This is a genomic window from Verrucomicrobiota bacterium (assembly GCA_016200005.1).
GTDB lineage: Bacteria > Verrucomicrobiota > Verrucomicrobiia > Limisphaerales > PALSA-1396 > PALSA-1396.
Genome location: JACQFP010000087.1, coordinates 35,030 through 55,713 on the forward strand (window position 1 = coordinate 35,030; position 20,684 = coordinate 55,713).

Consider the following 20,684-nt stretch of genomic DNA (forward strand, 5'->3'; position numbering starts at 1 on the left):
TTCAGCATTTAGCTTTCAGCCTTTCCTAGAACGCGCCGATGCACCGTTTCTATTTGCCGCCGACAGAATGTGAAAGCCCGCCACTGTGGCTGACGGGTCGTGAAGCTCACCATGCGCTCCATGTCCTGCGACTGCGCCCCAAGGAAAAGGTGATTGTCCTCGACGGCGTGGGCAATGAATACCTCTGCGAAGCCGGAGAGCCGGAGCGTGAAGAAGTTAAACTTTCCGTCGTGCAAAAGAACTTCTTTCCCCTGCCGACCTCTCAAATCACACTGCTCCAAGCGATACCCAAGGGGAAAATCATCGAATCCATCATCCAAAAGGGCACGGAGTTGGGGACAACGCGGATCGTGCCCTTACTCTCCGAGCGCGTAGCAACTCAACTGGACGACGAAAGTGCGGTCGCCAAAGTTGAAAAATGGCGGCTCACGGCGATTGAAGCCATCAAACAATGCGGTGCGGTCTGGTTGCCAACCGTGGAAGCTCCGATGACGCCGAAAGAATTCCTGGCCCGCGCAGAAAAATTTGAATTGCCGTTGATCGCGTCATTGCAAAGCGACCGCCGGCATCCGCGGGAATATTTCCAGGCATTTTACGCGGAGCATCAACGGCTGCCCCGATCCGTTTGCGTCTGGGTCGGACCGGAGGGCGATTTCACGCCGGCGGAGCTTGGTGCCATTAAATCGGCCGGCGCGCTTCCCATCACTCTTGGGCGGCTTGTTTTGCGCAGTGAAACTGCGGCCATTTACTGCCTCTCCGTGCTCAATTACGAACTCCAATGTCAAAAGGGTTAGAGCTGTTGCCAGAATACATTTCCCAACCGAAATACGCAAACCCCTCACCCGGCCTTCAGCCACCCTATCCATGAACCTCGTAGCAGCGGACGTGAGTCCGTTCCATCTGAATTCGATGAAAGTCAGAGCCGACTGACGTCGGCTGCTACAGCCAGCCCCGATTCGGAGGCGGGGTTCGGGTTCAAAGCGCGAAAATCTTTTTCGGTGAATTCTCTTCCCATCGGATGAAGAGAGAGAAGGGTTGAGGGAAAATCCGGAAATTAAGAGGGGCGGTTCCCCGGCTCGGAAGGGTTGGAGTTGGTTTCATTTCCTGTAAAACTTCCTTTCCCATTGCTTCTGTTTGGCGCCTGCTTCGCGGAGGAAAGGCGCCAAAGCGCCGATGCCCAGAAACGCTTCATTCATCCGATGGAACGGCGGCTTCAGCGGTCGCGCGAAATCTACAAAGAGCACGACGCGATAGCCGTCCGTGTCGTTCCAAACTTCGTGATTGAAGGTGTCGTCGAAGATCAGGCTTTTCCCTTCGGTCCAATGACGGATTTCGTTGCCGATGCGAATACGGCATCTTTCCCGCGGTTCCGGCACCATCAGACCAAGGTGAAAACGCAGGATGCCGTTGTAGGCGCCACGATGGGCGGGAATGTGTTTGTGAGGTGAGAGAATGGAGAAGAACGCCGTCTTCATTCCCGGGATTTTTTTCAGCAGCCGCATGGTTTCCGGGCAACGCCGCGCGTTTTCCTCGCAGTCCATGCCAATGCCGGCCAGGAAAAAGGTTTTCCAATTTTGATCAGTCGTGATGGTGGAGACTTCCTTCAGGATTTCGTGGAAGCTGGGGATCTGGTCGCGATACTGCATCACGGCGTCGAGCTCGGCGCGGATCTTTCGCCACTCCGCCTCGATTTGTGCGGCCCACGGGAACAGCGCATTCGGATAGATCGGCGGGTCGCCGTGCAGCGAAAGCCTGGCGACCCGCGTTTCCAACCAATCCTGAAAGACCAGCAAACTTCGACCACCAAGACCAGTCGGCGGGTTGAGGCGGTGTTTACGGTCACAGAAATCCAATTCCGGCTTCGCTTGTATTGCTGTCATTGAATCCAGCGTTGGTTCCCCGCTTTCCGTTTTCATATCCCTGCGAAATCGCGATTGATTTTCGTTTAATCAGAATTAACTCCAGGCGCAAACAAAAAATCAATTGGATAGGCTGGGTAGATCGCGACCCCCTGTGGTGAAGATCAAAGTCTTGAGCAAGCGACGAAAGTGGATTGGCCGTGTTGGCGCGCATTACAGAAGGTTGCCAGAGAAATCTTGAATGAGACCGAATCGCCGACACCGACTGATCTGCCGCCCGCGGATTATCATCAGACAAAACGCATTGAGCATCGGTTGATTTTACCGGGCCATTAATCTGGTGCCACGCAATCGTCCCTTGAAATCGAAGGAGTTTCAAGCGGCAGGGCATTGCTGACCCGCTCGCCGCGTTTCGGACTGCCTGCACTGCGCAACGCGCCGAAATCGCGTAGGCAAACGCAGTTCTCCTCGCATCGCCTAAAATGTTCCTCAAGTGATCAAGCGCTTCAATGTGAGATGCGAGGTCGGGCAGGATCGGGTAATTGCCGGGGTGAGGTTGCCAACCGCGTTGTCGCTCCAGAACAAATGCGGGCGCGCTTCAACGCGATTGGATCAATACCCGAAACGGCCGGCCTAAATGTTCCGGATGGGTGAGCGTTCGGAACTGGCGTAACTGGGCCGGGGTCCAACTGTTCCGCGCGCCATTCGCGCGCCAGATCTGTTCCGCAATCCGGGTCAAGAATTGCGCCTGCGAGCAAAATGAATCCGTCATCAGGCCGGCGGCTTCACCTGCGCATTGCAGCGGGGTAAAATTGACGTGCGCAGTAAGGTCCTGTTCGCCCACCTTCGCCAGCACATCGCCGCTCACGCGGTGGCGATGATACGCGCGCAGCGTTCCTTGCATTCGTGCCGGTTGGAAGAATTGTTCGGTCGTCAAACCGTAATCAATGGTCAGCAGTTTCCCGCTTCGCAATAGGTTGGAGGCTTGGCGCCACCAGTTCTCGGCGAGCACGCAAACCTCCGTCATGAAACCGTCCGGCAGGACGGCGAGCAATTCGGCCGATAAATCGGGCCAGGCCGTTGGAAGTTTTCCATTCCCCGGTTGAAATGCTTTTCCCGGCATGCTGGTCCAGACAAATGCGTCGTCCTTGAGCGTGACGCCCCATTCCATCCAACTCCGACTGTTCGCCTCCCACGCGAAACGATGCGTCGGCAGGGCATCCAGAAATTCGTTGGAAAAAATAATTCCACAGACGCCGCTTTGTGGGAGCGCTTCCAACGAATCAAACCACACAACTTTTTCCGCGAAAGCGCGCAAGTTTCCCATCTGCCAGTTCCGCCGTCTGGGGGAAGGCTCGATGATCCAGTACTCCACGTTCCCGAAACCTTCAGGCTGATGCTTTTGCAGCCAGGTCAGGATATCCGCGGCCAGTTGGCCATCGTGCGCTCCGGCCTCCACCAGTTGTACTGGTCTCGATTTTGCTGATTGCCTGTTCTCATGTGCTGTTTCAGACAACCAGCGCGCGAATTGGAAGGCCAGAAGTTCACCGTAGAGGCTGCCGACACTGACATTGGTGTAAAAATCGCCGGCCCGTCCGATGGTGTCTTCTTCCCGTTCATAGTAACCATAAACAGGACAATAGAGCGCCAGCTCCATGAATCGAGCGAAGGAAATGGCCCCTTCTGAAACAATCGCTTGACGGATGGTTTCGTTCAGTGAGTTCATTGCTTGCAGACAAACGGGAATGTGGTTAATAATCGCAGCAGTTTCTATTGAGGATCATATATGGCTAAGATCGACGCTTTCTTCAATTTAATGTTCGAGCAAAAAGCTTCGGACCTCCATCTGTCCACGGGCAACCCGCCCATGCTGCGCGTCAACGGCGAATTGCAGCGGGTCGATTTTCCGCCGCTCGAAAATGACAGCCTCAAGACGATGATTTACGAAATCACGCCCGAATACAAAATCAAAGTCTTTGAAGAAACCGGCGACGTGGATTTTGGCTACGAGATTCCCAACGTCTCTCGCTTCCGGGCCAACTTTTTCAACCAGAAAAACGGCGTCGCCGCCGTGTTCCGTCAGATTCCGACAAAAGTCCTTTCCTTTGAAGATTTCGAAAAATTTGACGCGCCCCTGCCCGCGGTGCTGAAAAAGTTTTCCATGTTGCACAAGGGATTGATCGTCGTCACCGGTCCGACCGGCTCGGGCAAATCCACCACGCTGGCCGCCATGGTGGATTATTCGAACAAGAATCGCAAAGACCACATCATCACCGTCGAAGACCCGATCGAATTCGTCCACGAAAGCAAGAACTGCCTGGTCAACCATCGCGAAGTCGGCGTCCACACCCAATCCTTTGCCTCGGCGCTGCGCGGCGCGTTGCGCGAAGACCCCGACATCATTCTCATCGGCGAGTTGCGCGATTTGGAAACCATTGAACTGGCCATCACCGCCGCCAACACCGGCCACCTGGTGTTCGGCACCCTGCACACCCAGAGCGCCGCCAAAACCGTGGACCGCATCATCGACGTTTTCCCCGCCGACCAGCAGAATAAAATCCGCGCCACCTTGTCGGAATCCCTCAAAGGCGTCGTCGCCCAAGGCCTGTTCAAACGCACGGACAAAAAAGGCCGTGTGGCCGCCATGGAAATTCTCGCCGTGACCACCGCCGTGGCCAACCTGATTCGCGAAGGCAAGACCCACCAGATCCCGGGCATGATTCAGGTCGGCAAGAAACTAGGCAACCAGCCCCTCGATGATTCCATCATGGAGCACATCCGCATGAAACGCATCTCCCCCGAAGAAGCCTATGACAAATGCCTCGACAAGAAGAAATTTCGCGGCTTTCTTCCCCACCCACCCGATGAAGATGAAATCTGACGAACCAGTTGGGAATGGCTGGCTGAGAGCTGAGAGCCAAAAAACTTTGGCCTTCAGCCTGCAGCTTTCAGCCTTTTGAATATGCGCCGCCACGAGCTTGATTACATCCTATCGACGATGTTGGACTCCCAAGATGAGGTGTCCGACTTGCTCTTCACCGTGGGCAAATCCCTCCAAGTCGAATCCAACGGGGAACTCCTCACCGTGGCCTGTGATCCCCCACTGGATACCTTGACTCCCTTCCAGACCGAAACCATCGCCTTGAACCTCATTGGGGAAAACCCCTGGCTCATCGAAGACTTGTTGCGCATGGGGTCGTGCGACTCCGCGTACACCGTCGCCGACAAGGCCCGCTTCCGCATCAACATTTTTTCCCAGCGCGGCAATTATTCCATCGTCCTGCGCAAACTCAACACCACCATCCCCACCCTTGATGACCTGAAATTTCCCGACGTCATCAAGCAAGTGCCCAAGGAAAAAACCGGCCTCGTCCTGGTCACCGGCGCCACTGGCTCGGGCAAATCCACCACGCTGGCTGCCGTCCTCAACGAAATCAACGAATCCAAGGCCATCCACATCATCACCCTGGAAGACCCCGTTGAATTCGTCCATTCCCACAAGAAAGCCACCTTCAACCAGCGCGAGCTGGGTCTGGACTTCAACAGCTTCGCCAACGGTCTGCGCGCCGCCCTGCGCCAGGCTCCGAAAGTCATCCTCGTCGGCGAAATGCGCGATCGCGACACCGTTCAGATCGCCCTCAGCGCCGCCGAAACTGGTCACCTCGTCCTCAGCACCCTCCACACCGTCGATGCCGGTCAGACCATCAACCGCATCCTGGGCATGTTTGAACTGGAAGAACAAGAGCAAGTCCGCATCCGCCTGGCCGACACCCTCCGCTGGGTCATCAGTCAACGCCTCGCCCCCAAGGTCGGCGGCGGCCGTTACGCCCTGCTCGAAATCATGGGCTCAAACCTCCGCATCCGCGAAACCATTGCCCAAGGGGAGAGCGAAGGCAAAAGCTTTTATGAAATCATTGAAGCCAGCCAACCCTTCGGCTGGCGCACCTTCGACGCGGCGGCGTTGGAAGCCTATGAGCAAGGAGTCATCACCGAGGAAACGGCCCTGCTTTACTGCACCAAACGCGGCCCCGTCACCCGCGGCATTGACAACATCAAGAAATCCCGGGGCGAATCCACCACCAGCGTCGGCAACTTGCGGATGAAACAAGGACAGGAGGTCGGCAAATCCGGCGGCCCACCCATCCCCAAAACCCTCAAATTGAAATGAATCATGGCGGACGAATTTGACTTCATCGGCGCGTCGGACAAACCGGCCCTGCTCGCCATCTCCACACCCGACTGGATGGAAGCCTCCAAGACCGCCCTCAACGAACTGGGTTACAAGGTCCACACCGCCGCCACCCACAGCGACTTCCTCACACGCTTCGGCCAGATTCAGTACGAAGTCGTCGTCGTTCAGGAACTGTTTGCAGCGAACACCCTCGAGGAAAACTCCACCTTGAAGTCACTGCAGACCATGTCGATGGGTCAGCGGCGTCATGCCACGGTGATTCTGCTGGCAGACTCCTTTCAAACCTTCAACACCCTGCAAGCCTTTCAACAAAGCGTCCACGCCATCATCAACAGTTCCGAACTGCTGCTGCTCGGCCAGCTCATTGAAAAAGCTGTGGCGGACAACACCCGCTTTCTCCACGGCTACCGCGAAACCCAGGCGCGCGTCCTGCGAGGGAAGTCAGAAGGCTAAAGTTTTCCCTCCGGGCCGTAGGCCGATCCAGGCCGGAGGCAGCCTTCGGCCTTTAGTCTTGTTTCATGAACCGACTTGATCAGGCGCTGGTCGAACGCGGCCTTTGTGAAAGCCGTGAAAGAGCCAGGCGCGCCATCATGGCCGGTCAGGTTCAAATCAATCAGCAGCCCGCCCAAAAACCAGGTCAAACCGTCAAGCCGGGTGATCAACTCATTTTGCTGACGCCAGCAAAATACGTCAGCCGGGGCGGCACCAAACTCGAGCACGCCCTGATGCACTTTCAACTCCAAGTCGCGGGTCTGAGGGTCCTGGACCTAGGCGCGTCCACCGGCGGATTCACGGACTGCCTGCTGCAACACGGCGCCGACAAGGTGTACGCCGTCGATGTCGGGCAAGGGCAACTGGCCTGGAAACTGCGCCAGGACCCGCGCGTGGTCGTCATGGAAAAAACCAATGCCCGCGAATTGACCGCGACGGGATTCCCAACGCCTTTTTCACCCGTTGATCTGGTGGTTATTGACTGTTCCTTCATTTCGCTGCGCAAGATTCTTCCTCCCGCCGTTGCATTGCTGCGCCGTTCAGGTAACATCGTGGCGCTGATCAAGCCGCAGTTCGAGGCTGGCAAGGCCGAGGCGGACCGGGGCAAAGGCGTCATCTCGGACCCGGCCATTCATGCCCGCGTGATCGGTGAGTTGGAACAGTTCGTCAGCCAACAGCCGCAGTTGACGTGGCGCGGGTTGACTGAGTCCCCGCTGCGCGGGCCGGCAGGCAACAAGGAATTCTTTGTTTGGATTGAAAAAACTGGCTGACAAAATCAAGCGGGTCGGACTCATCGGCAATTCCGAAAAGCCCTTGTGCAGTGGCGTGGTCCGAGCCGCCGCCCGCCTAATCGCCCGCAGCGGACGCGTTGCGTTCAGCGATGCGGCCACCGCCCGATTGGCCGGTCTGAGAGCAACCGTGTGTCGCGACGCCGCCGCCCTGACCGAGGCCGTGGACTTGCTTCTGGTTTTCGGCGGGGACGGAACGATGCTGCGCGTGGCGCGGGAAGTGGCCGGCTCGCGAACGCCGATTCTGGGCATCAACCTTGGCGGACTCGGCTTCCTCACCGCGGTGTCGTCCCCGGAACTGGCGCGCGCGCTGAAGCAGGTTTGGAACAACGATTTCACGCTCGAATCCCGCGCCTTGATCGAAGCCAGCGGCCAATGTAACGGTCGCCCGATCCGGCAATGCGCGTTGAACGATATCGTGATCAGCCGTGGCGTCGTCGCCCGCCTGATCGAACTGGAAGTCGGCGTCGATGGGCAACTGCTGACACGCTATCGCTGCGATGGCTTGATTGTGAGTTCGCCAACCGGCTCAACGGCCTATGCCTTGGCAGCCGGCGGCGCCATCGTTTCCCCCACCGCCGACGTGTTCAGTATCACGCCGATCTGCCCTCATACGCTTTCGAACCGTTCGGTCATCGTCAGCCTTGCTTCCAGGATCCAGGTCAAATTAATCAGCTTGAAACCGGAAACCATTTTGAGCGCGGACGGACAGGGCGTGAGCGAATTGGCCGCTGGTGATGTCGTTACCGTCCGGCGCAGCCGGCATACGGTCCGCTTGCTGCACCTTGCGGGCAGTTCCTTTTTCCAGACCTTGCGGCACAAACTCAATTGGAGCGGGACGAACGTTTAATCAAAGAAAGACGCCAATCTTGCCATGGTTCGTTTGAAAGACATTGCCGAACGCGCCGGGGTCTCTGTCATGACCGTTTCCAAAGTCTTGCGCGACGCGAAGGATGTTTCCGCCGCCACAAAAACCCGCGTCAAGCTGCTCGCGCAGCAGATGGGTTACGTTCCCAACTCCATGGCGCAGAGTTTGCGCAGCCGCACCACCAAACTGTTTGGGCTGGTCCTATCAAGCCCGACGGATCCCATCTTCTCTCGGGTCCTGCTGGCGCTTGAAGAGCGGGCGCATGAATTGGGCTGCGAAATCATATTGACCCACACCCTCAACATCCCCGAACGCGAGGACGCCTGCATTCGCCGATTGCTGTCCCGTCGGGTGGATGGACTTTTCATATCGCCGGTTTATCGGATGTCGCCGGAAGCGCCGATTTATCGCGAGCTGGGGCACCGCAAAGTCCCGACGGTCATTCTCGGACATTGCGCGGCGTTTTGCAGTCAGTTTGTAAACGTGGAAACTGATGATTTGATTGCCAGCTACCGGGCCACCCAACATTTGCTCCAGCTTGGGCATAAACGAATCGCTTTCTTTGCCGGACCGCTGGCCAATCCTTCGGGTCAAGAACGCTTTGAGGGTTATCGTCGTGCGCTGCGCGAAGCCTCGTTGGAGGTTGACGACCGGCTGGTTTTTCAAGCCGGCAACACGATTGAAGACGGCGCCAAAGCGGCGTTGCAGATGATGAACGAGGATGTGAAAGCCACGGCGGTTCAAGCCGTCAACGACCTGGTGGCCATCGGTGCCGCGAACACGTTTTTGAATCAGGGCATTAAAATCCCGCAGGACCTTTCCGTGGTCGGCTTCGGCAACATTCTGACAAGTGAATACTTTCGGGTGCCCTTGACCACGGTCCGTCAACCCAAGTTTCGCCTCGGCTCCGCCGCCATGGATTCCATGCTGAAACTATTGCGCGGCGAACGCCCGGAACCGAAACGGTTGCCTGCTGACTTGATTATTCGGGAGAGCACCGCGCCGCCACTCAGCGCGCATCCAAAGTCTTGATCCGCACCTCGGCCGCGAGTGTCTTGGCATCCGGTCTGCTAAAACCTCCTCGTATGAAAAGAATACTTTTATTGATCGGTTTGGTGGCCTGTTTGGCCGGTGTGGCTTGGACAGTTCAAGCCTGGACAAAGTGGCAGACCAATTTGAAAACCGCCAAATTCAACGAGGATGTCGAGAATCTCTTCGTCGGCCTGCAACAATACAAGGAGCATGTGGGCACTTACCCCAGTGGCAGTAACTCCGAAATTGCCAAGGCGCTGCTGGGTCATAACCCAAAGAATGTCATTATTCTTGTGGGGCGTAAAAATGAGCTGAACGAAAAGGGTGAATTCGTCGATCCGTGGGGAACCCCGCTGCGGATTTATTTTTCCGACCTCGGCGTCCTGATCCGCTCGGCGGGACCCAACAAACGATTTGATGACACCACTGTCCTGAATGCGGACGACTATATTCGTTCGAACTGAGCCCGTGAACTCATCCTCTCCTCTGCCAGGCGGCCAGGAACATTCCGTTGCCGCGGGTTTCCTGAGGCCAAAACCAAAGCCGGGGCGCGGACTCCTTCGCACGAAAGGGATTCGCCAGAGTCAAAGATTTGAATTGCGGAAATTGTTCTCCAAACACCTCAGCCACTTCGTCAGTCTCGGCGCGAGTCATCGTGCAGACTGAGTAGATCAGTTTCCCGCCGGGCTTTACCGCCGCCGCCGCATTTGCCAGCATCTGCTTTTGCACTTCGCTGAGCTCCCTCACATCGTCCGGCGTGACCGTCCAACGCGCGTGTGGATTGCGTTGCCAGGTGCCAACGCCCGTGCAAGGCGCGTCCACCAGCACCCCATCAAATTTTGTTTTGGTCGGCAGCCGTTCGCCGCCATTCCATATCGCGACCCGATAATTGAAAGCTTTGGCGCGAGCCGCACGTTGTTTGAGCTTCTTCAGTCGCCACTCGACGCGGTCGCTCGCCAAGATCAATCCTCGATTCTCCATCAGGTCTGAAAGGTGAAGCAGTTTTCCGCCTTCGCCGGCACAGGCATCCCACCACGTTTCTCCCGGCTGCGGATCACATAGCAGTCCGACGGCTTGCGAGTTGATGTCCTGCAACTCAAACTCGCCATTGTGGAATTCCGGCGTGCGAAACAAATCCTCCGAGCCTTCATAACGAATTGCGTCGTTTAACACCCCGTCGCCCACCCAACACTCTCCCAATCGTTCCGCCAGCATTCTCGCCTGACCGCGTCGGGCGCGCAACCAAAGCGGCGGTTCCGTCTGCAAACTCTTGGCCCAGGCGGGTGAAACTTCCATTTCATCGGCGACCCAGACCGGCACCGCCTTGGCCGCCAACTCTTGGTCCGTGAAAATATTCGGCTGCGCGCTGAACCGCTCCCGAAGCTCAACTGCCTTTTCGATCCGATCGACCACAGACTCCTGTTGATCCAACCAACCCAACCAACGGTAATAAGCGAACACCGCCCGGCTGATCTCCCGGCTGTCAGCGCGCGAAAGACCACCCGCTCGCCTCAACTCCTCCCGCAGCACGACATCCGCCGGATGCGCGCGGTCGCTCCGCCCAACCACGCTTTCAGCAATTCGCAGAAGGCGCGTCTGCCGGCTGAAGGCTGAAGGCTGAGGGCTCAAGGCTAACCCCGGCTCGGAGTCGGCGTCGCCACCAATTGCCTCAGCACATAAGGCAGGATGCCCCCGTGCTGGTAGTAGTCGATCTCAATCGGCGTATCGATCCGGCAACGCACGGAAACTTCTTCCGCTTTTCCGCTGGCGCGGGTGATCCGAACGGTGAGGTCTTGTTGCGGTTTGAGGTTCTGGCTCAGTCCCAGCACATCGAAAAATTCCGTCCCGTCGAGTTTCAGCGTTTGCGCCGTCACGCCATCCTTGAATTGCAGCGGCAGCACTCCCATGCCGACCAGGTTCGAGCGATGAATGCGTTCGTAACTCTGCGCAATCACCGCCCGCACACCAAGCAACGCCGTCCCCTTCGCTGCCCAGTCGCGCGAACTGCCCGTGCCATATTCCTGCCCGGCCACCACCACCAGCGGCGTCCTGGTCTTCGCGTATTCGGTGGCTGCGTGATAGATGCTCATTTGTTCGCCAGCGGGTTGAAACCGGGTCACGCCGCCTTCAACACCATGCACCATGAGATTCTTGATGCGCACATTGGCAAACGTGCCGCGTGTCATCACCCGGTCGTTGCCCCGGCGCGAGCCGTAGCTGTTGAAGTCCGCCGGCTGCACGCCGTGCTTGATCAGGTAATCACCCGCCGGCGAAGTCTTCTTGATCGAACCCGCGGGTGAAATGTGGTCAGTCGTGACACTGTCGCCAAAAATTGCCAGCGCGCGCGCACCTTTGATCTCGCGGATTTCGCCCGTCTGCATCGAGAAGTTCTCGAAGAACGGCGGCTCTTGAATGTAAGTGCTCTGGCTGTCCCACTCATAAACATTACCCACCGAAGAAGGGATTTCGTTCCACTTCGGGTTCTGCGCGGCGAAATCCTGGTAGAGCTTGCGGAAAACTTCCGGTTGCAACGCGGTCTGCATGAGGTCGCGAATTTCGCGCAGGCTGGGCCAGAGGTCGCGCAGGTAAACAGGTTTGCCATCCTTGCCGTTGCCGAGTGGTTCGGTGTTCAGGTCGAGGTCCACGCGACCCGCCAGCGCGAACGCCACCACCAGCGGCGGCGACATGAGAAAATTCGCCTTGATGCTTTGATGCACGCGGGCTTCGAAATTGCGGTTGCCCGACAGCACCGAGGCGGCGACGAGATCATATTTGTTGATGGCGTCCTCGATGTGCGCGGCGAGCGGGCCGGAGTTGCCAATGCAGGTGGTGCAACCGTAGCCGACGAGGTTGAACCCAAGCCGGTCGAGAAACGGCTGCAAGCCGGTGCGGTTCAGGTAATCGGTGACGACGCGTGAGCCGGGCGCCAGCGAGGCTTTCACCACCGGGTTTACGGTCAGCCCGCGTTCGACGGCTTTCTTGGCGAGCAGTCCGGCGGCGAGCATCACGCTGGGATTGGAGGTGTTGGTGCAACTGGTGATCGCGGCGATGAGGACGCTGCCGTGGTGAATCTCGCTCTCGGCTTTTGGAAACGCGCTGGCCGGCACTTGCTCCGGCGTGTCCGGCACGGGATGTTGGTCGCGCATCTCGGATTCGCTCGCGTCGATGCCCAGCTTGCGATGGCCGTAGCTGTGGTCAATGAACGGATGCACTTCGCGGGCGGTGTTGACCCGCGCCATGACGTGCAATTCCTCCGCCCGTTTGCCAAAGCCGCTTTCGGTCACCGGTCTGGTCAGCGAACTGAGAAACGCTTCTTTCAACTTCGGCAACTCGATGCGATCTTGCGGGCGCTTTGGACCGGCCACGCTGGGAACGACGCCACCCAGGTCCAACTCCAATTCGGTCGAGTAGTCGATCTGTCCCTTTTGCGGAATGCCAAAGAGACCTTGGGCGCGATAGTAATTCTCGTAGAGCTTGCAATGTTCCTCGCTGCGACCGGTGGCGCGCAGATAATTCACGCACTCGCCGTCAATCGGGAAAAATCCCATCGTCGCGCCGTATTCCGGGGCCATGTTCGCAATCGTCGCGCGATCCACCACCGGCAAAGCCGCGGCGCCGGGGCCGTAAAACTCGACAAACTTCCCAACCACCTTCGCCTTGCGCAGCATTTCAGTGACGGTCAGCGCCAGGTCAGTTGCCGTCACACCTTCACGTAACGCCCCGGTCAGATGAACACCGACGACATCCGGCGTCAGGAAATAAACCGGCTGGCCGAGCATCCCTGCTTCCGCCTCGATTCCACCCACACCCCAGCCGACAATTCCAAGTCCGTTGATCATCGTCGTGTGCGAATCCGTGCCGACGAGGGTGTCGGGGAAGAAGATTTCGGATTTCGGATTTCGGATTTCGGATTTTGCTGAGAGCACGCCCTTGGCGAGGTATTCCAGATTGACCTGATGCACAATGCCGATTCCCGGCGGCACGACTTTGAACGTGTCGAATGCCTGCATGCCCCATTTCAGAAACTGGTATCGCTCGCGGTTGCGTTGGAATTCCATCTCCAGATTTTTTCGCAGGGCATCGGCGTTGCCCGCAAAATCGACCTGCACGGAATGGTCCACCACCAAATCCACTGGCACTAGCGGCTCAATTATTTTGGGGTCCTTGCCCATCCGCGCCACAGCGGAACGCATCGCCGCCAGGTCCACCAGCAACGGTACGCCGGTGAAGTCTTGCAGCACAACGCGCGCGACAATGAACGGAATTTCCTCGGTGCGCGCGCCCTTGGGTTTCCATTGCGCAAGTTCCTTGACGTTTTTCTCCGTCACTTTTTTACCGTCGCAATTCCGCAGCACCGCTTCGAGCACCAGCCGGATGGACACCGGCAATCGCGAAATCCGGCCAACACCAGCCTTTTCCAAAGCTGGCAGCGAATAGAAGTTTCCCTGGCGGCCGTTGCCGGGATCAAAACTCTGAAGTGAATTAAACAGGTTGTGCGGTTCGTTCATAAAATCGTTGGGCTTGCCTTGCCCTTTCGGGACGGCGAAAGCAAAAAAATGCGGCTTGAAGGAAGCTGTGTCAAGGTGCTTGCGCCGTGGATAGCGACCAGGGATTGCACGGAATCGCGCTTTTCCTTCCGCGAAGAACGTGATAGGGTCGCGCCGTCGCATGAATGTCGCGCGCTCAGAAGCGGAATCAGCCTTGCCGGGCCAGGGCACGCACGCGGAATTTCCACCCACCCACTGGTCCAGAATCTTGAGCGCGGGCGCATGCGCGTCGCAGGGCGATTCGCCGGAACTGGAGGAACTTTGCCGCGCCTATTGGCCGCCGCTGTATGCGTTCCTCCTGCGGCAAGGCCGTTCGCCGCACGACGCCTAAGACTTGGTGCAAGGCTTTCTGGCCCGTTTACTGGCGCGTGAGGACCTGGCGGGCGTGGGGCCGGAGAAGGGACGCTTCCGCACGTTTCTGCTCACCTCGCTGCGAAATTTCGTGATCAAGCAAGCCTTGCGCGAGAAGGCGCTCAAACGCGGCGCCGGGCAGATTCCCATTTCGATCAACGCCGAGGAGGCGGAGCGGCTTTGCGGGCCGGACCTGACGGCCACCTCGCCCGAAGCCGCCTTTGATCGGCGCTTCGCCCAAGCCGTGGTCACGCGCGCCTTCGCCACACTGCGCGAGGAACATCGCGCCCGCGACAAGGAGAAAATGTTTGCCGCGCTTGCGCCGCACCTCGACGGCACCGAATCGGAGGGATACGAGCGCACCGCCACGCAACTGGGCATGACGCCGGGCGCCGTGGCGGTGGCGGTTCACCGCCTCCGGGGACGGCTGCGCGAACTGTTGCGGGCCGAAGTCCGGCAGCTTTGCGCTTCCGCCGCCGAGGAAGAGCAGGAGTTGAAATACTTGCTGGAAGTCTGGTCGCGTTGAGCATGACGCGCGGCGTTCACGCCGCTTCAAGGTCCGACCGGGTTGGTGCGTGCGTCCGTCTTGAAATTGTCGCTCGTAGGCATTCGGATGCTGAAGCGGCGTGAACGCCGCGCGCCGGACGCAACTTGCCGCGTCTGTGCGTCCAGACTGGTTCGCGACGTAATCCCGCAGCCTCGCTGCGGCTTAATCAGATGGTGGCAGCCACCTCAGATTCAGGAACGAAAGTTTGTCGCCGCTGCGGTGAGCCGCTGGCGGGTGCGGAGCTTTCTGGCAATTGCCCGCGCTGTCTCACCGCGCTGCTTCTGTCACCCGACACACCCGAGCCGGGTGAAACGTCGCCGGCTCCAATTCTGCGGCGCTTGGGGGATTATGAACTGCTGGAAGAAGTCGCGCGGGGCGGCATGGGCGTCGTGTTCCGCGCGCGTCAATCCAGCCTCGGCCGCGAAGTAGCCGTCAAGGTTTTGCGGGACGCCTGGCTGGCCACGCCGATTCAAGTCAAACGCTTTCGCGCCGAGGCGGCCAATGCGGCGAAGTTGAAACATCCGAACATCGTGCCAGTGCATGAGGTGGGCGAACAAAGCGGCCAACATTACTTCGCGATGGATTTGATCAAGGGGACGAACCTCGCTGAGTTGACTCGAGATGGACCCTTGCCACCGCGCCGGGGCGCGGAGTTGGTCGAGAAAGTGGCGGAGGCGGTGCAGCACGCGCACCAGGAAGGCGTGCTCCATCGCGATCTCAAGCCCTCGAATGTGCTCCTCGATGCACAAGGCGAGCCGCAGGTGACGGACTTCGGCCTAGCCCGACCAATGGATGACGATAGTTCGCTGACACTCACGGGACAGGTGTTGGGGACTCCCGGTTACATCGCGCCGGAGCAGGCCAAAGGGGGCGGCACGGTGGGCCCGGCGGCGGATGTGTATGGATTGGGAGCCCTGCTTTTCCATCTGCTCACGGGTCGGGCGCCGTTTGTCGGAGCGAGCGCGGCGGAGACGCTGACGCAGGTGTTGCAGCAGGAGCCATTGTCGCCGCGGTTGCTGAATCCGGCCGTGCCGATGGATTTGGCGGCGGTGTGTGGGAAGTGTTTGGCGAAGTTGGCCGGCCAACGGTACGCGAGTGCCAGGGAGCTGGCCGAGGACCTGCGGCGGTTCCTCGATGGCCAAGCCACGCGGGCGCGGCCCGCAGGGGTGGTGGAGCGGGGGGTGCGGTGGTGCCGGCGTAAACCCGCGCTGGCCGGCACGCTCGCCAGTGCTTTGTTGCTGCTCATCGTGGTGGCGGTGGGCGCGCCGATCGCCGCCTACCGCATCAACCGTGAGCGGAGCACGGCGCGGCAGCTCTTATACGCGGCAGACATGCGGGTCGTGCAACAGGCGATTGAAGAAGGCGACCTTGGCCGCGCTCGCGAACTGCTCGCGTACCATGTCCCCACGGCGGCGGCAACCGACTTGCGCGGATTCGAATGGCGCTATTTCAGTCACCGTGCCCGCGGCGATCAACTGGCGACGATTGAATCTGATGTAAGGAACGTCCGCCATCTGGCGGTTTCGTCGGACGGCCACTTCGTCGCGGCGGGCCGGCGCGTGTGGAATGCGTCGTCGCAGAAACTGGTTTTGGACCAGAGCTTGGACGAAGGAGACAGAGCTTTGGCTTTTCTGCCGCACAGCTATGTTCTGCTCATCGCTGCCCGAGACGGTTTGAAGCGCCGGGACTTGCTGACGGGTGACGGAGGAATGCTTCTGCCCGGCGAAACGAATGTGTCGGCGTTTGCATTCTCAAAGTCCGGGCAATGGCTGGCCATTGGGAGCGACAGCGGTCCAACCCAGGGATTGAAAGTGTATGACGCTCGCGCATGGACCTTGACCGGCTGCAACACGAGCCTCTGGTTCGACCCTCTCTTTGGCGCGAAGGCGCTGGCCTTTTCGCCAGACGAGTCGGTGCTCGTGACCGCCGCCGGGGATGCCAGAACAGACGCGAGCGAACTGCAATGCTGGGAGGTGCCTTTGCTGAAAGCGCTGCCGTTCCCGACCAACACCGTGAAGAACGCCGCGTGCATCAGCTTCTCGCCGGATGGGGGCCAGTTGTTCACCGGCTCCTGGGATGGCGTTGTCCGCGTTTGGGATGCTAAGACCCGGACCGAATTGCCGAATCGCCGATCCGTCCAACATCATCGCAGTTGGATTGCGGACATGGCTTTTCTGCCCGGCAGCCACCAGCTCGTGACGGCTGGCTCGGACCGCTGCGTTCGCCTCTGGGGAACGGAGCTTGCGGAACGGCCGGTGACGTTGCGGGGACATACGGCTGAACTCCGGGCCATGGCGCTGACCACGAATGGCGAGATTTTCAGCGTCAGCGAGGATGGGACGATAAACGAGTGGTCCGCCCGTTCGGCGCACCAGGGCGAATGGCTTTCGCAAAAGGAACCGCGCCTCGTGCCCGTTGGTTTGTCTGCTGACGGTCAGGTGGCGGTGACGCTGGCAGAGGGTGCGCTCAAGTTTTGGGATGTGAGCCAGCGAGAGTTCAGCGAAATGATCCCTCGCCGCTGGGAAGCAAACCAATTCAAAGAACTGCAAGTTGATTCAGATCGCGCTGAGGAAACCCTCACCATCTCGCCCGATCTGAAGTGGCTTGTCGTCGTCCGTCTCGATCAACCGACGCAGCTCTGGAATGTAGGCGAACGCACACTGCGAGTACTCCCCAGCATTGGGGGGTGGCGCGTCTTCGCTGTTTTCTCGCCGGACAGCCAAATCCTGGCCGCGCCGATATCTGCGGATGCGGTAGCGCTATGGAACCCAACGACCGGGCGGCAGCTTGCTTCGATCCCGTGGCCGGTGCCTAGCGAAGCGACCGTGTCATTTGCCGCTGTCGCGCACATCCTGGCCCTCGGCGGACGAACCAATGTTTTGCTGTGGGACTTGCGGACGCAGCAACGCCTCAGCCAATTCGCCATTCAGGGTGATCGTTCGATTGCCCTTTCACCGGACGCGAAGTTGCTGGCGACCGGTAGCAGGGATCAGAAGGTTCGACTCTACGATTGCCAAACGGGACAGAAGTTTTCGGCCCCGCTGCTGGGCCACCTTTCCGGCGTCGAGCGCGTTTCCTTTGCACCGGATGGACGGACTCTCGTGAGCGCCAGCCGTCAATGGGTGAAATTATGGAATCTGGCCACCCGGCGGGAGGTCGCTTCCTACCAGCAGCCGGCGCGGGTCCTTCTCACGACCTTCTCCACCGATGGCAGCACGCTGCTGACCTCTGACGGCGCGGGCCACTACATCCAAATCTGGCGCGCACCCGCACTCCCTGGGACTGAACATCTGAGCCACCCTTGAATGAAGCATGAGAAAGGCTGGAAATATGACAACTCGCCGCGGCATAGGAATTCCACAACGGCTTCCCATTTCAGCCGAGACAGCATGCACAAACTGTCCTGCACGGTCCGCCGCTCGGGGTGAACTCAGAGAAGCCGGCAATGTTTCACTCGGCTCCAGGATGCCGGGTAGATCATCCACCGGTGCTTTTACTCTCATCGAATTGCTGGTTGTCATCGCCATCATCGCGATCCTGGCGGCGATGCTGTTGCCTGCGTTGGTGAAGACGAAGCAGAAGGCCCAAGGCATCGCCTGCCTCAACAACCTCAACCAACTCCAACGCGCCTGGTTCATGTATGCGGGTGACCACAACGACAAGCTGGTGCCCAACCTCGGCCTGTTTTTCAAGGACCAGGGGGTCCTGACCACGGACAACACCTGGATGATGGGCGGGCTGACTTTGGACGGCGAACGGATCAATAACGCCGACAACACCAACACGTTTTACCTGAAACAGAGCCTGCTCTTCCCGTATTTTCGTTCGTTCGGCATCTTCAAATGTCCCGGCGACCGCAGCACCGCGACCCTCTGGGGCGTTCGTTACCCGCGAGTTCGCAGCCTCTCCATGAACATCTGGCTCGGTCGCTACCTGCCCGACGGCCGTCTGGGAGGCTTTCCGGAAGGCCCTCCCTTTTTCGGTGACGGCGCCTACCGCATCAACGTCAAGCTCAGTGATCTCACGGTTCCGCCACCCGTGCAGACGTTCGTGTTCATTGACGAGCGCGAGGACAGCATCGGCGACTGCGGGTTCTACGTCGGCATGGGGCAGCGCGGCAGCACTGCATACTGGGTTGATCTGCCGGCCGCCTACCATAACGGGTCCGCCGGGCTGTCGTTCGCCGACGGCCACGCCGAAACCAAACGCTGGCTGGACGCGCGCACGAGGCCGCCGCTGCGCCCGAACCAGCCCCTCGATCACCCCTTCTCCAGTCCAAACAACCCAGATGTAAAGTGGCTTCAAGACCGTGCGACCGGAAGGCAATAGAGCCAGCTTCATCCAATCTCCCAGCTTCTCGACTCATTCGACCTGCGTTTCACTGTGTTTCACGCATGGCATTTGGGGAGAATCCGTTGGTTTGCTCGCAGGGCTCCACCGCTCTGGGTGTAATGTCCGATGCTATTTGCGGCTTATTATGCTGAAGAACGAAGATGGAAGCGATGGCTTCCCGCACAAGTACGAACAACGCAGAACAGACTCGAACATGAAAACCAACAACAGTCTTTTAATGTCCGCCGCGCTCTTGGCCATGGCGATGAGCAGCTTTGGCCAACCAGACATCACCCAGCAACCGACAAATCAAATGCCCTATGTCGGCAGCACCGCGACCTTCAGCGTCGCGGCCAGTGGCTCGCCCACGCCGACGTACCAGTGGCGCTTCAACGGCACCGAGCTCCTCGACAAAACCAACACCAGCCTCAGCCTGGTCAACGTGCAATTCACCAACGCCGGCCCGTATTCGGTGGTGGTGAGCAACGATGGCGGCTCTTTCACCAGCCAGGTGGCCTGGCTCTCGGTGCTTCCCACGAACGTCGTGAATCTGGGTGATCTTGAACTGCGCTTTGGCGTGCCGACGAACCTGACATCGCTGAACTCCAGTTATTTGGAGGATGAGTCCAGCATCAGCACGGACGGGCTTACAATCTTTTTCGAGTCCGACAGACCTGGCGGTTCTGGATTGGTTGATATTTGGACGTCCACGCGGCCGACAGCAGCTTCGCCTTGGGGCGCGCCGGTTAACCTGGGTGCTCCCGTCAACAGCGCATCGGACGACGGCAGTCCCAGGATTTCGCCGGACGGATTGTCGCTCTACTTCGGGAGCTTCCGAGCCGGAGGCGCCGGGAGCGGCGACATTTGGGTCGCCACCCGGCCAACGCCCACCGATCCATTCGGTGCGCCGGTGAACCTTGGCCCGGAGGTCAACAGCGCTTCGGAGGAGTTTGGACCCTCGATTACGGCGGACGGTCTCACCTTGCTCTTCTCCGCCATAGACCGACCCGGCGGATTGGGTGGGGGCGACATCTGGATCAGCACGCGGACAAATTCCACGGCACCGTGGGAGCCTGCGCGCAACCTCGGAGCACCCGTGAATACATCGTACTATGATGTATTCCCGTGCCTCTCCACAGACGGCTTGTTGCTCTTCTTCATGTCCGATCGCGCGAACCCCGGGACCGGTAACGCCTGGGTTGCCAAACGCGCCACAACCGCGTCGCCGTTCGGCCCGCCCGTCCGGATTCGCGCCATCGCCGAACCTACTGTCCGCGCGCGACCGCACGCCATTTCCGCTGACGGAACCACACTCTACTTCGGTTCTGACCGCAGTGGTGGCCTGGGCAATTGGGACCTCTGGCAGATCAGCGTGACAAGGTTGCCCGCGTTGACCGCGCTGGGCGTGAGCGCGAATGGCGAATTTCAGTTCGAGTTGCTGGGCCGCGCAGGGGCGACCTACGACATTGAAGTCTCGCCGGACTTCAGCACATGGACGCCGTGGGTCAGGACCAACACCAGCGACCGCGTGGAGCTTTCCGACCCGGCTTCGGCTCCAGAAGGCCACCGTTTCTACCGCGCCTTGAGCCACTGAGGCGGCGCAGTGCATTTCCGCTCGCGTGAGCGGAGGGCGCGTCTTGGCAACACCGTGCGGGCGCCAAGGCCTGCCCGTTCTG

General features: G+C 59.2%; 18 protein-coding genes. 13 read left to right on the forward strand and 5 right to left on the reverse strand.

The window, feature by feature from the left end:
- Nucleotides 1-38: 38 nt before the first annotated feature.
- On the forward strand, nt 39-794 hold the full coding sequence (locus tag HY298_27585; GenBank protein MBI3854006.1) for a 16S rRNA (uracil(1498)-N(3))-methyltransferase: 756 nt from the start codon (nt 39-41) through the stop codon (nt 792-794).
- A 303-nt stretch (nt 795-1,097) separates the two neighbouring features.
- Here HY298_27585 and HY298_27590 read toward each other — a convergent pair whose 3' ends face one another.
- The 3 genes from HY298_27590 to HY298_27600 form a co-directional block, all read right to left on the reverse strand.
- Nucleotides 1,098-1,880, reverse strand: a complete 783-nt coding sequence (locus tag HY298_27590; protein ID MBI3854007.1) for an aspartyl/asparaginyl beta-hydroxylase domain-containing protein — start codon at nt 1,878-1,880, stop codon at nt 1,098-1,100.
- Nucleotides 1,840-2,238: a hypothetical protein gene (locus HY298_27595; protein MBI3854008.1), complete on the reverse strand. Its 399-nt coding sequence runs from the start codon at nt 2,236-2,238 to the stop codon at nt 1,840-1,842. The genes HY298_27590 and HY298_27595 overlap by 41 nt, the downstream gene beginning before the upstream one ends.
- Nucleotides 2,239-2,457: 219 nt before the next feature.
- Entirely contained in the window at nt 2,458-3,585 is a 1,128-nt protein-coding gene (locus tag HY298_27600; GenBank protein ID MBI3854009.1) for an SAM-dependent methyltransferase, read from the reverse strand.
- Between the two features lie 60 nt (nt 3,586-3,645).
- Between HY298_27600 and HY298_27605 the strand changes: the two genes are divergently transcribed.
- From HY298_27605 to HY298_27635, 7 genes are all read left to right on the forward strand, one after another.
- On the forward strand, nt 3,646-4,740 hold the full coding sequence (locus HY298_27605) for a type IV pilus twitching motility protein PilT (GenBank protein MBI3854010.1): 1,095 nt from the start codon (nt 3,646-3,648) through the stop codon (nt 4,738-4,740).
- Between the two features lie 81 nt (nt 4,741-4,821).
- On the forward strand, nt 4,822-6,027 hold the full coding sequence (locus HY298_27610) for a PilT/PilU family type 4a pilus ATPase (GenBank protein ID MBI3854011.1): 1,206 nt from the start codon (nt 4,822-4,824) through the stop codon (nt 6,025-6,027).
- Between the two features lie 3 nt (nt 6,028-6,030).
- A complete protein-coding gene (locus tag HY298_27615; GenBank protein ID MBI3854012.1) occupies nt 6,031-6,504 on the forward strand; it encodes a hypothetical protein in 474 nt (157 codons plus the stop codon).
- Between the two features lie 65 nt (nt 6,505-6,569).
- Nucleotides 6,570-7,313 (forward strand): TlyA family RNA methyltransferase, encoded by a 744-nt coding sequence (locus tag HY298_27620; protein ID MBI3854013.1) that lies wholly within the window; start codon nt 6,570-6,572, stop codon nt 7,311-7,313.
- A 127-nt stretch (nt 7,314-7,440) separates the two neighbouring features.
- Nucleotides 7,441-8,181 carry an NAD(+)/NADH kinase gene (locus HY298_27625; protein MBI3854014.1) on the forward strand — a complete coding sequence of 247 codons (741 nt, stop codon included), beginning with the start codon at nt 7,441-7,443 and terminating at the stop codon, nt 8,179-8,181.
- Nucleotides 8,182-8,205: 24 nt separating this feature from the next.
- Nucleotides 8,206-9,231: a LacI family DNA-binding transcriptional regulator gene (locus HY298_27630; protein ID MBI3854015.1), complete on the forward strand. Its 1,026-nt coding sequence runs from the start codon at nt 8,206-8,208 to the stop codon at nt 9,229-9,231.
- Between the two features lie 53 nt (nt 9,232-9,284).
- Complete coding sequence (locus tag HY298_27635; GenBank protein ID MBI3854016.1) at nt 9,285-9,695, forward strand: hypothetical protein; 411 nt, start codon at nt 9,285-9,287, stop codon at nt 9,693-9,695.
- Between the two features lie 10 nt (nt 9,696-9,705).
- Here HY298_27635 and HY298_27640 read toward each other — a convergent pair whose 3' ends face one another.
- Entirely contained in the window at nt 9,706-10,800 is a 1,095-nt protein-coding gene (locus HY298_27640) for an RsmB/NOP family class I SAM-dependent RNA methyltransferase (protein ID MBI3854017.1), read from the reverse strand.
- A gap of 62 nt (nt 10,801-10,862) precedes the next feature.
- On the reverse strand, nt 10,863-13,739 hold the full coding sequence (locus HY298_27645; protein ID MBI3854018.1) for an aconitate hydratase: 2,877 nt from the start codon (nt 13,737-13,739) through the stop codon (nt 10,863-10,865).
- Nucleotides 13,740-13,899: 160 nt separating this feature from the next.
- On the opposite strand from HY298_27645, the gene HY298_27650 reads away from it, so the two are divergent.
- From HY298_27650 to HY298_27670, 5 genes are all read left to right on the forward strand, one after another.
- A complete protein-coding gene (locus HY298_27650) occupies nt 13,900-14,109 on the forward strand; it encodes a hypothetical protein (GenBank protein ID MBI3854019.1) in 210 nt (69 codons plus the stop codon).
- A gap of 6 nt (nt 14,110-14,115) precedes the next feature.
- Nucleotides 14,116-14,655 carry an RNA polymerase subunit sigma-24 gene (locus HY298_27655; GenBank protein ID MBI3854020.1) on the forward strand — a complete coding sequence of 180 codons (540 nt, stop codon included), beginning with the start codon at nt 14,116-14,118 and terminating at the stop codon, nt 14,653-14,655.
- Nucleotides 14,656-14,846: 191 nt separating this feature from the next.
- The gene (locus HY298_27660; protein MBI3854021.1) at nt 14,847-17,981 is read left to right on the forward strand and encodes a protein kinase; all 3,135 of its coding nucleotides are present in this window, start codon (nt 14,847-14,849) and stop codon (nt 17,979-17,981) included.
- A 160-nt stretch (nt 17,982-18,141) separates the two neighbouring features.
- Nucleotides 18,142-19,005: a prepilin-type N-terminal cleavage/methylation domain-containing protein gene (locus HY298_27665; GenBank protein MBI3854022.1), complete on the forward strand. Its 864-nt coding sequence runs from the start codon at nt 18,142-18,144 to the stop codon at nt 19,003-19,005.
- Between the two features lie 217 nt (nt 19,006-19,222).
- Entirely contained in the window at nt 19,223-20,602 is a 1,380-nt protein-coding gene (locus HY298_27670) for a PD40 domain-containing protein (GenBank protein MBI3854023.1), read from the forward strand.
- Nucleotides 20,603-20,684: the final 82 nt, after the last annotated feature.

Bases quoted from the DNA above. Each gene is read 5' to 3' on its own strand.
- HY298_27585 (MBI3854006.1), top strand. From the start codon at position 39: ATGCACCGTTTCTATTTGCCGCCGACAGAATGTGAAAGCCCGCCACTG.
- HY298_27590 (MBI3854007.1), bottom strand. From the start codon at position 1,880: ATGACAGCAATACAAGCGAAGCCGGAATTGGATTTCTGTGACCGTAAA.
- HY298_27600 (MBI3854009.1), bottom strand. From the start codon at position 3,585: ATGAACTCACTGAACGAAACCATCCGTCAAGCGATTGTTTCAGAAGGG.
- HY298_27605 (MBI3854010.1), top strand. From the start codon at position 3,646: ATGGCTAAGATCGACGCTTTCTTCAATTTAATGTTCGAGCAAAAAGCT.
- HY298_27610 (MBI3854011.1), top strand. From the start codon at position 4,822: ATGCGCCGCCACGAGCTTGATTACATCCTATCGACGATGTTGGACTCC.
- HY298_27615 (MBI3854012.1), top strand. From the start codon at position 6,031: ATGGCGGACGAATTTGACTTCATCGGCGCGTCGGACAAACCGGCCCTG.
- HY298_27620 (MBI3854013.1), top strand. From the start codon at position 6,570: ATGAACCGACTTGATCAGGCGCTGGTCGAACGCGGCCTTTGTGAAAGC.
- HY298_27630 (MBI3854015.1), top strand. From the start codon at position 8,206: ATGGTTCGTTTGAAAGACATTGCCGAACGCGCCGGGGTCTCTGTCATG.
- HY298_27635 (MBI3854016.1), top strand. From the start codon at position 9,285: ATGAAAAGAATACTTTTATTGATCGGTTTGGTGGCCTGTTTGGCCGGT.
- HY298_27645 (MBI3854018.1), bottom strand. From the start codon at position 13,739: ATGAACGAACCGCACAACCTGTTTAATTCACTTCAGAGTTTTGATCCC.
- HY298_27650 (MBI3854019.1), top strand. From the start codon at position 13,900: ATGAATGTCGCGCGCTCAGAAGCGGAATCAGCCTTGCCGGGCCAGGGC.
- HY298_27660 (MBI3854021.1), top strand. From the start codon at position 14,847: ATGGTGGCAGCCACCTCAGATTCAGGAACGAAAGTTTGTCGCCGCTGC.
- HY298_27665 (MBI3854022.1), top strand. From the start codon at position 18,142: ATGCCGGGTAGATCATCCACCGGTGCTTTTACTCTCATCGAATTGCTG.
- HY298_27670 (MBI3854023.1), top strand. From the start codon at position 19,223: ATGAAAACCAACAACAGTCTTTTAATGTCCGCCGCGCTCTTGGCCATG.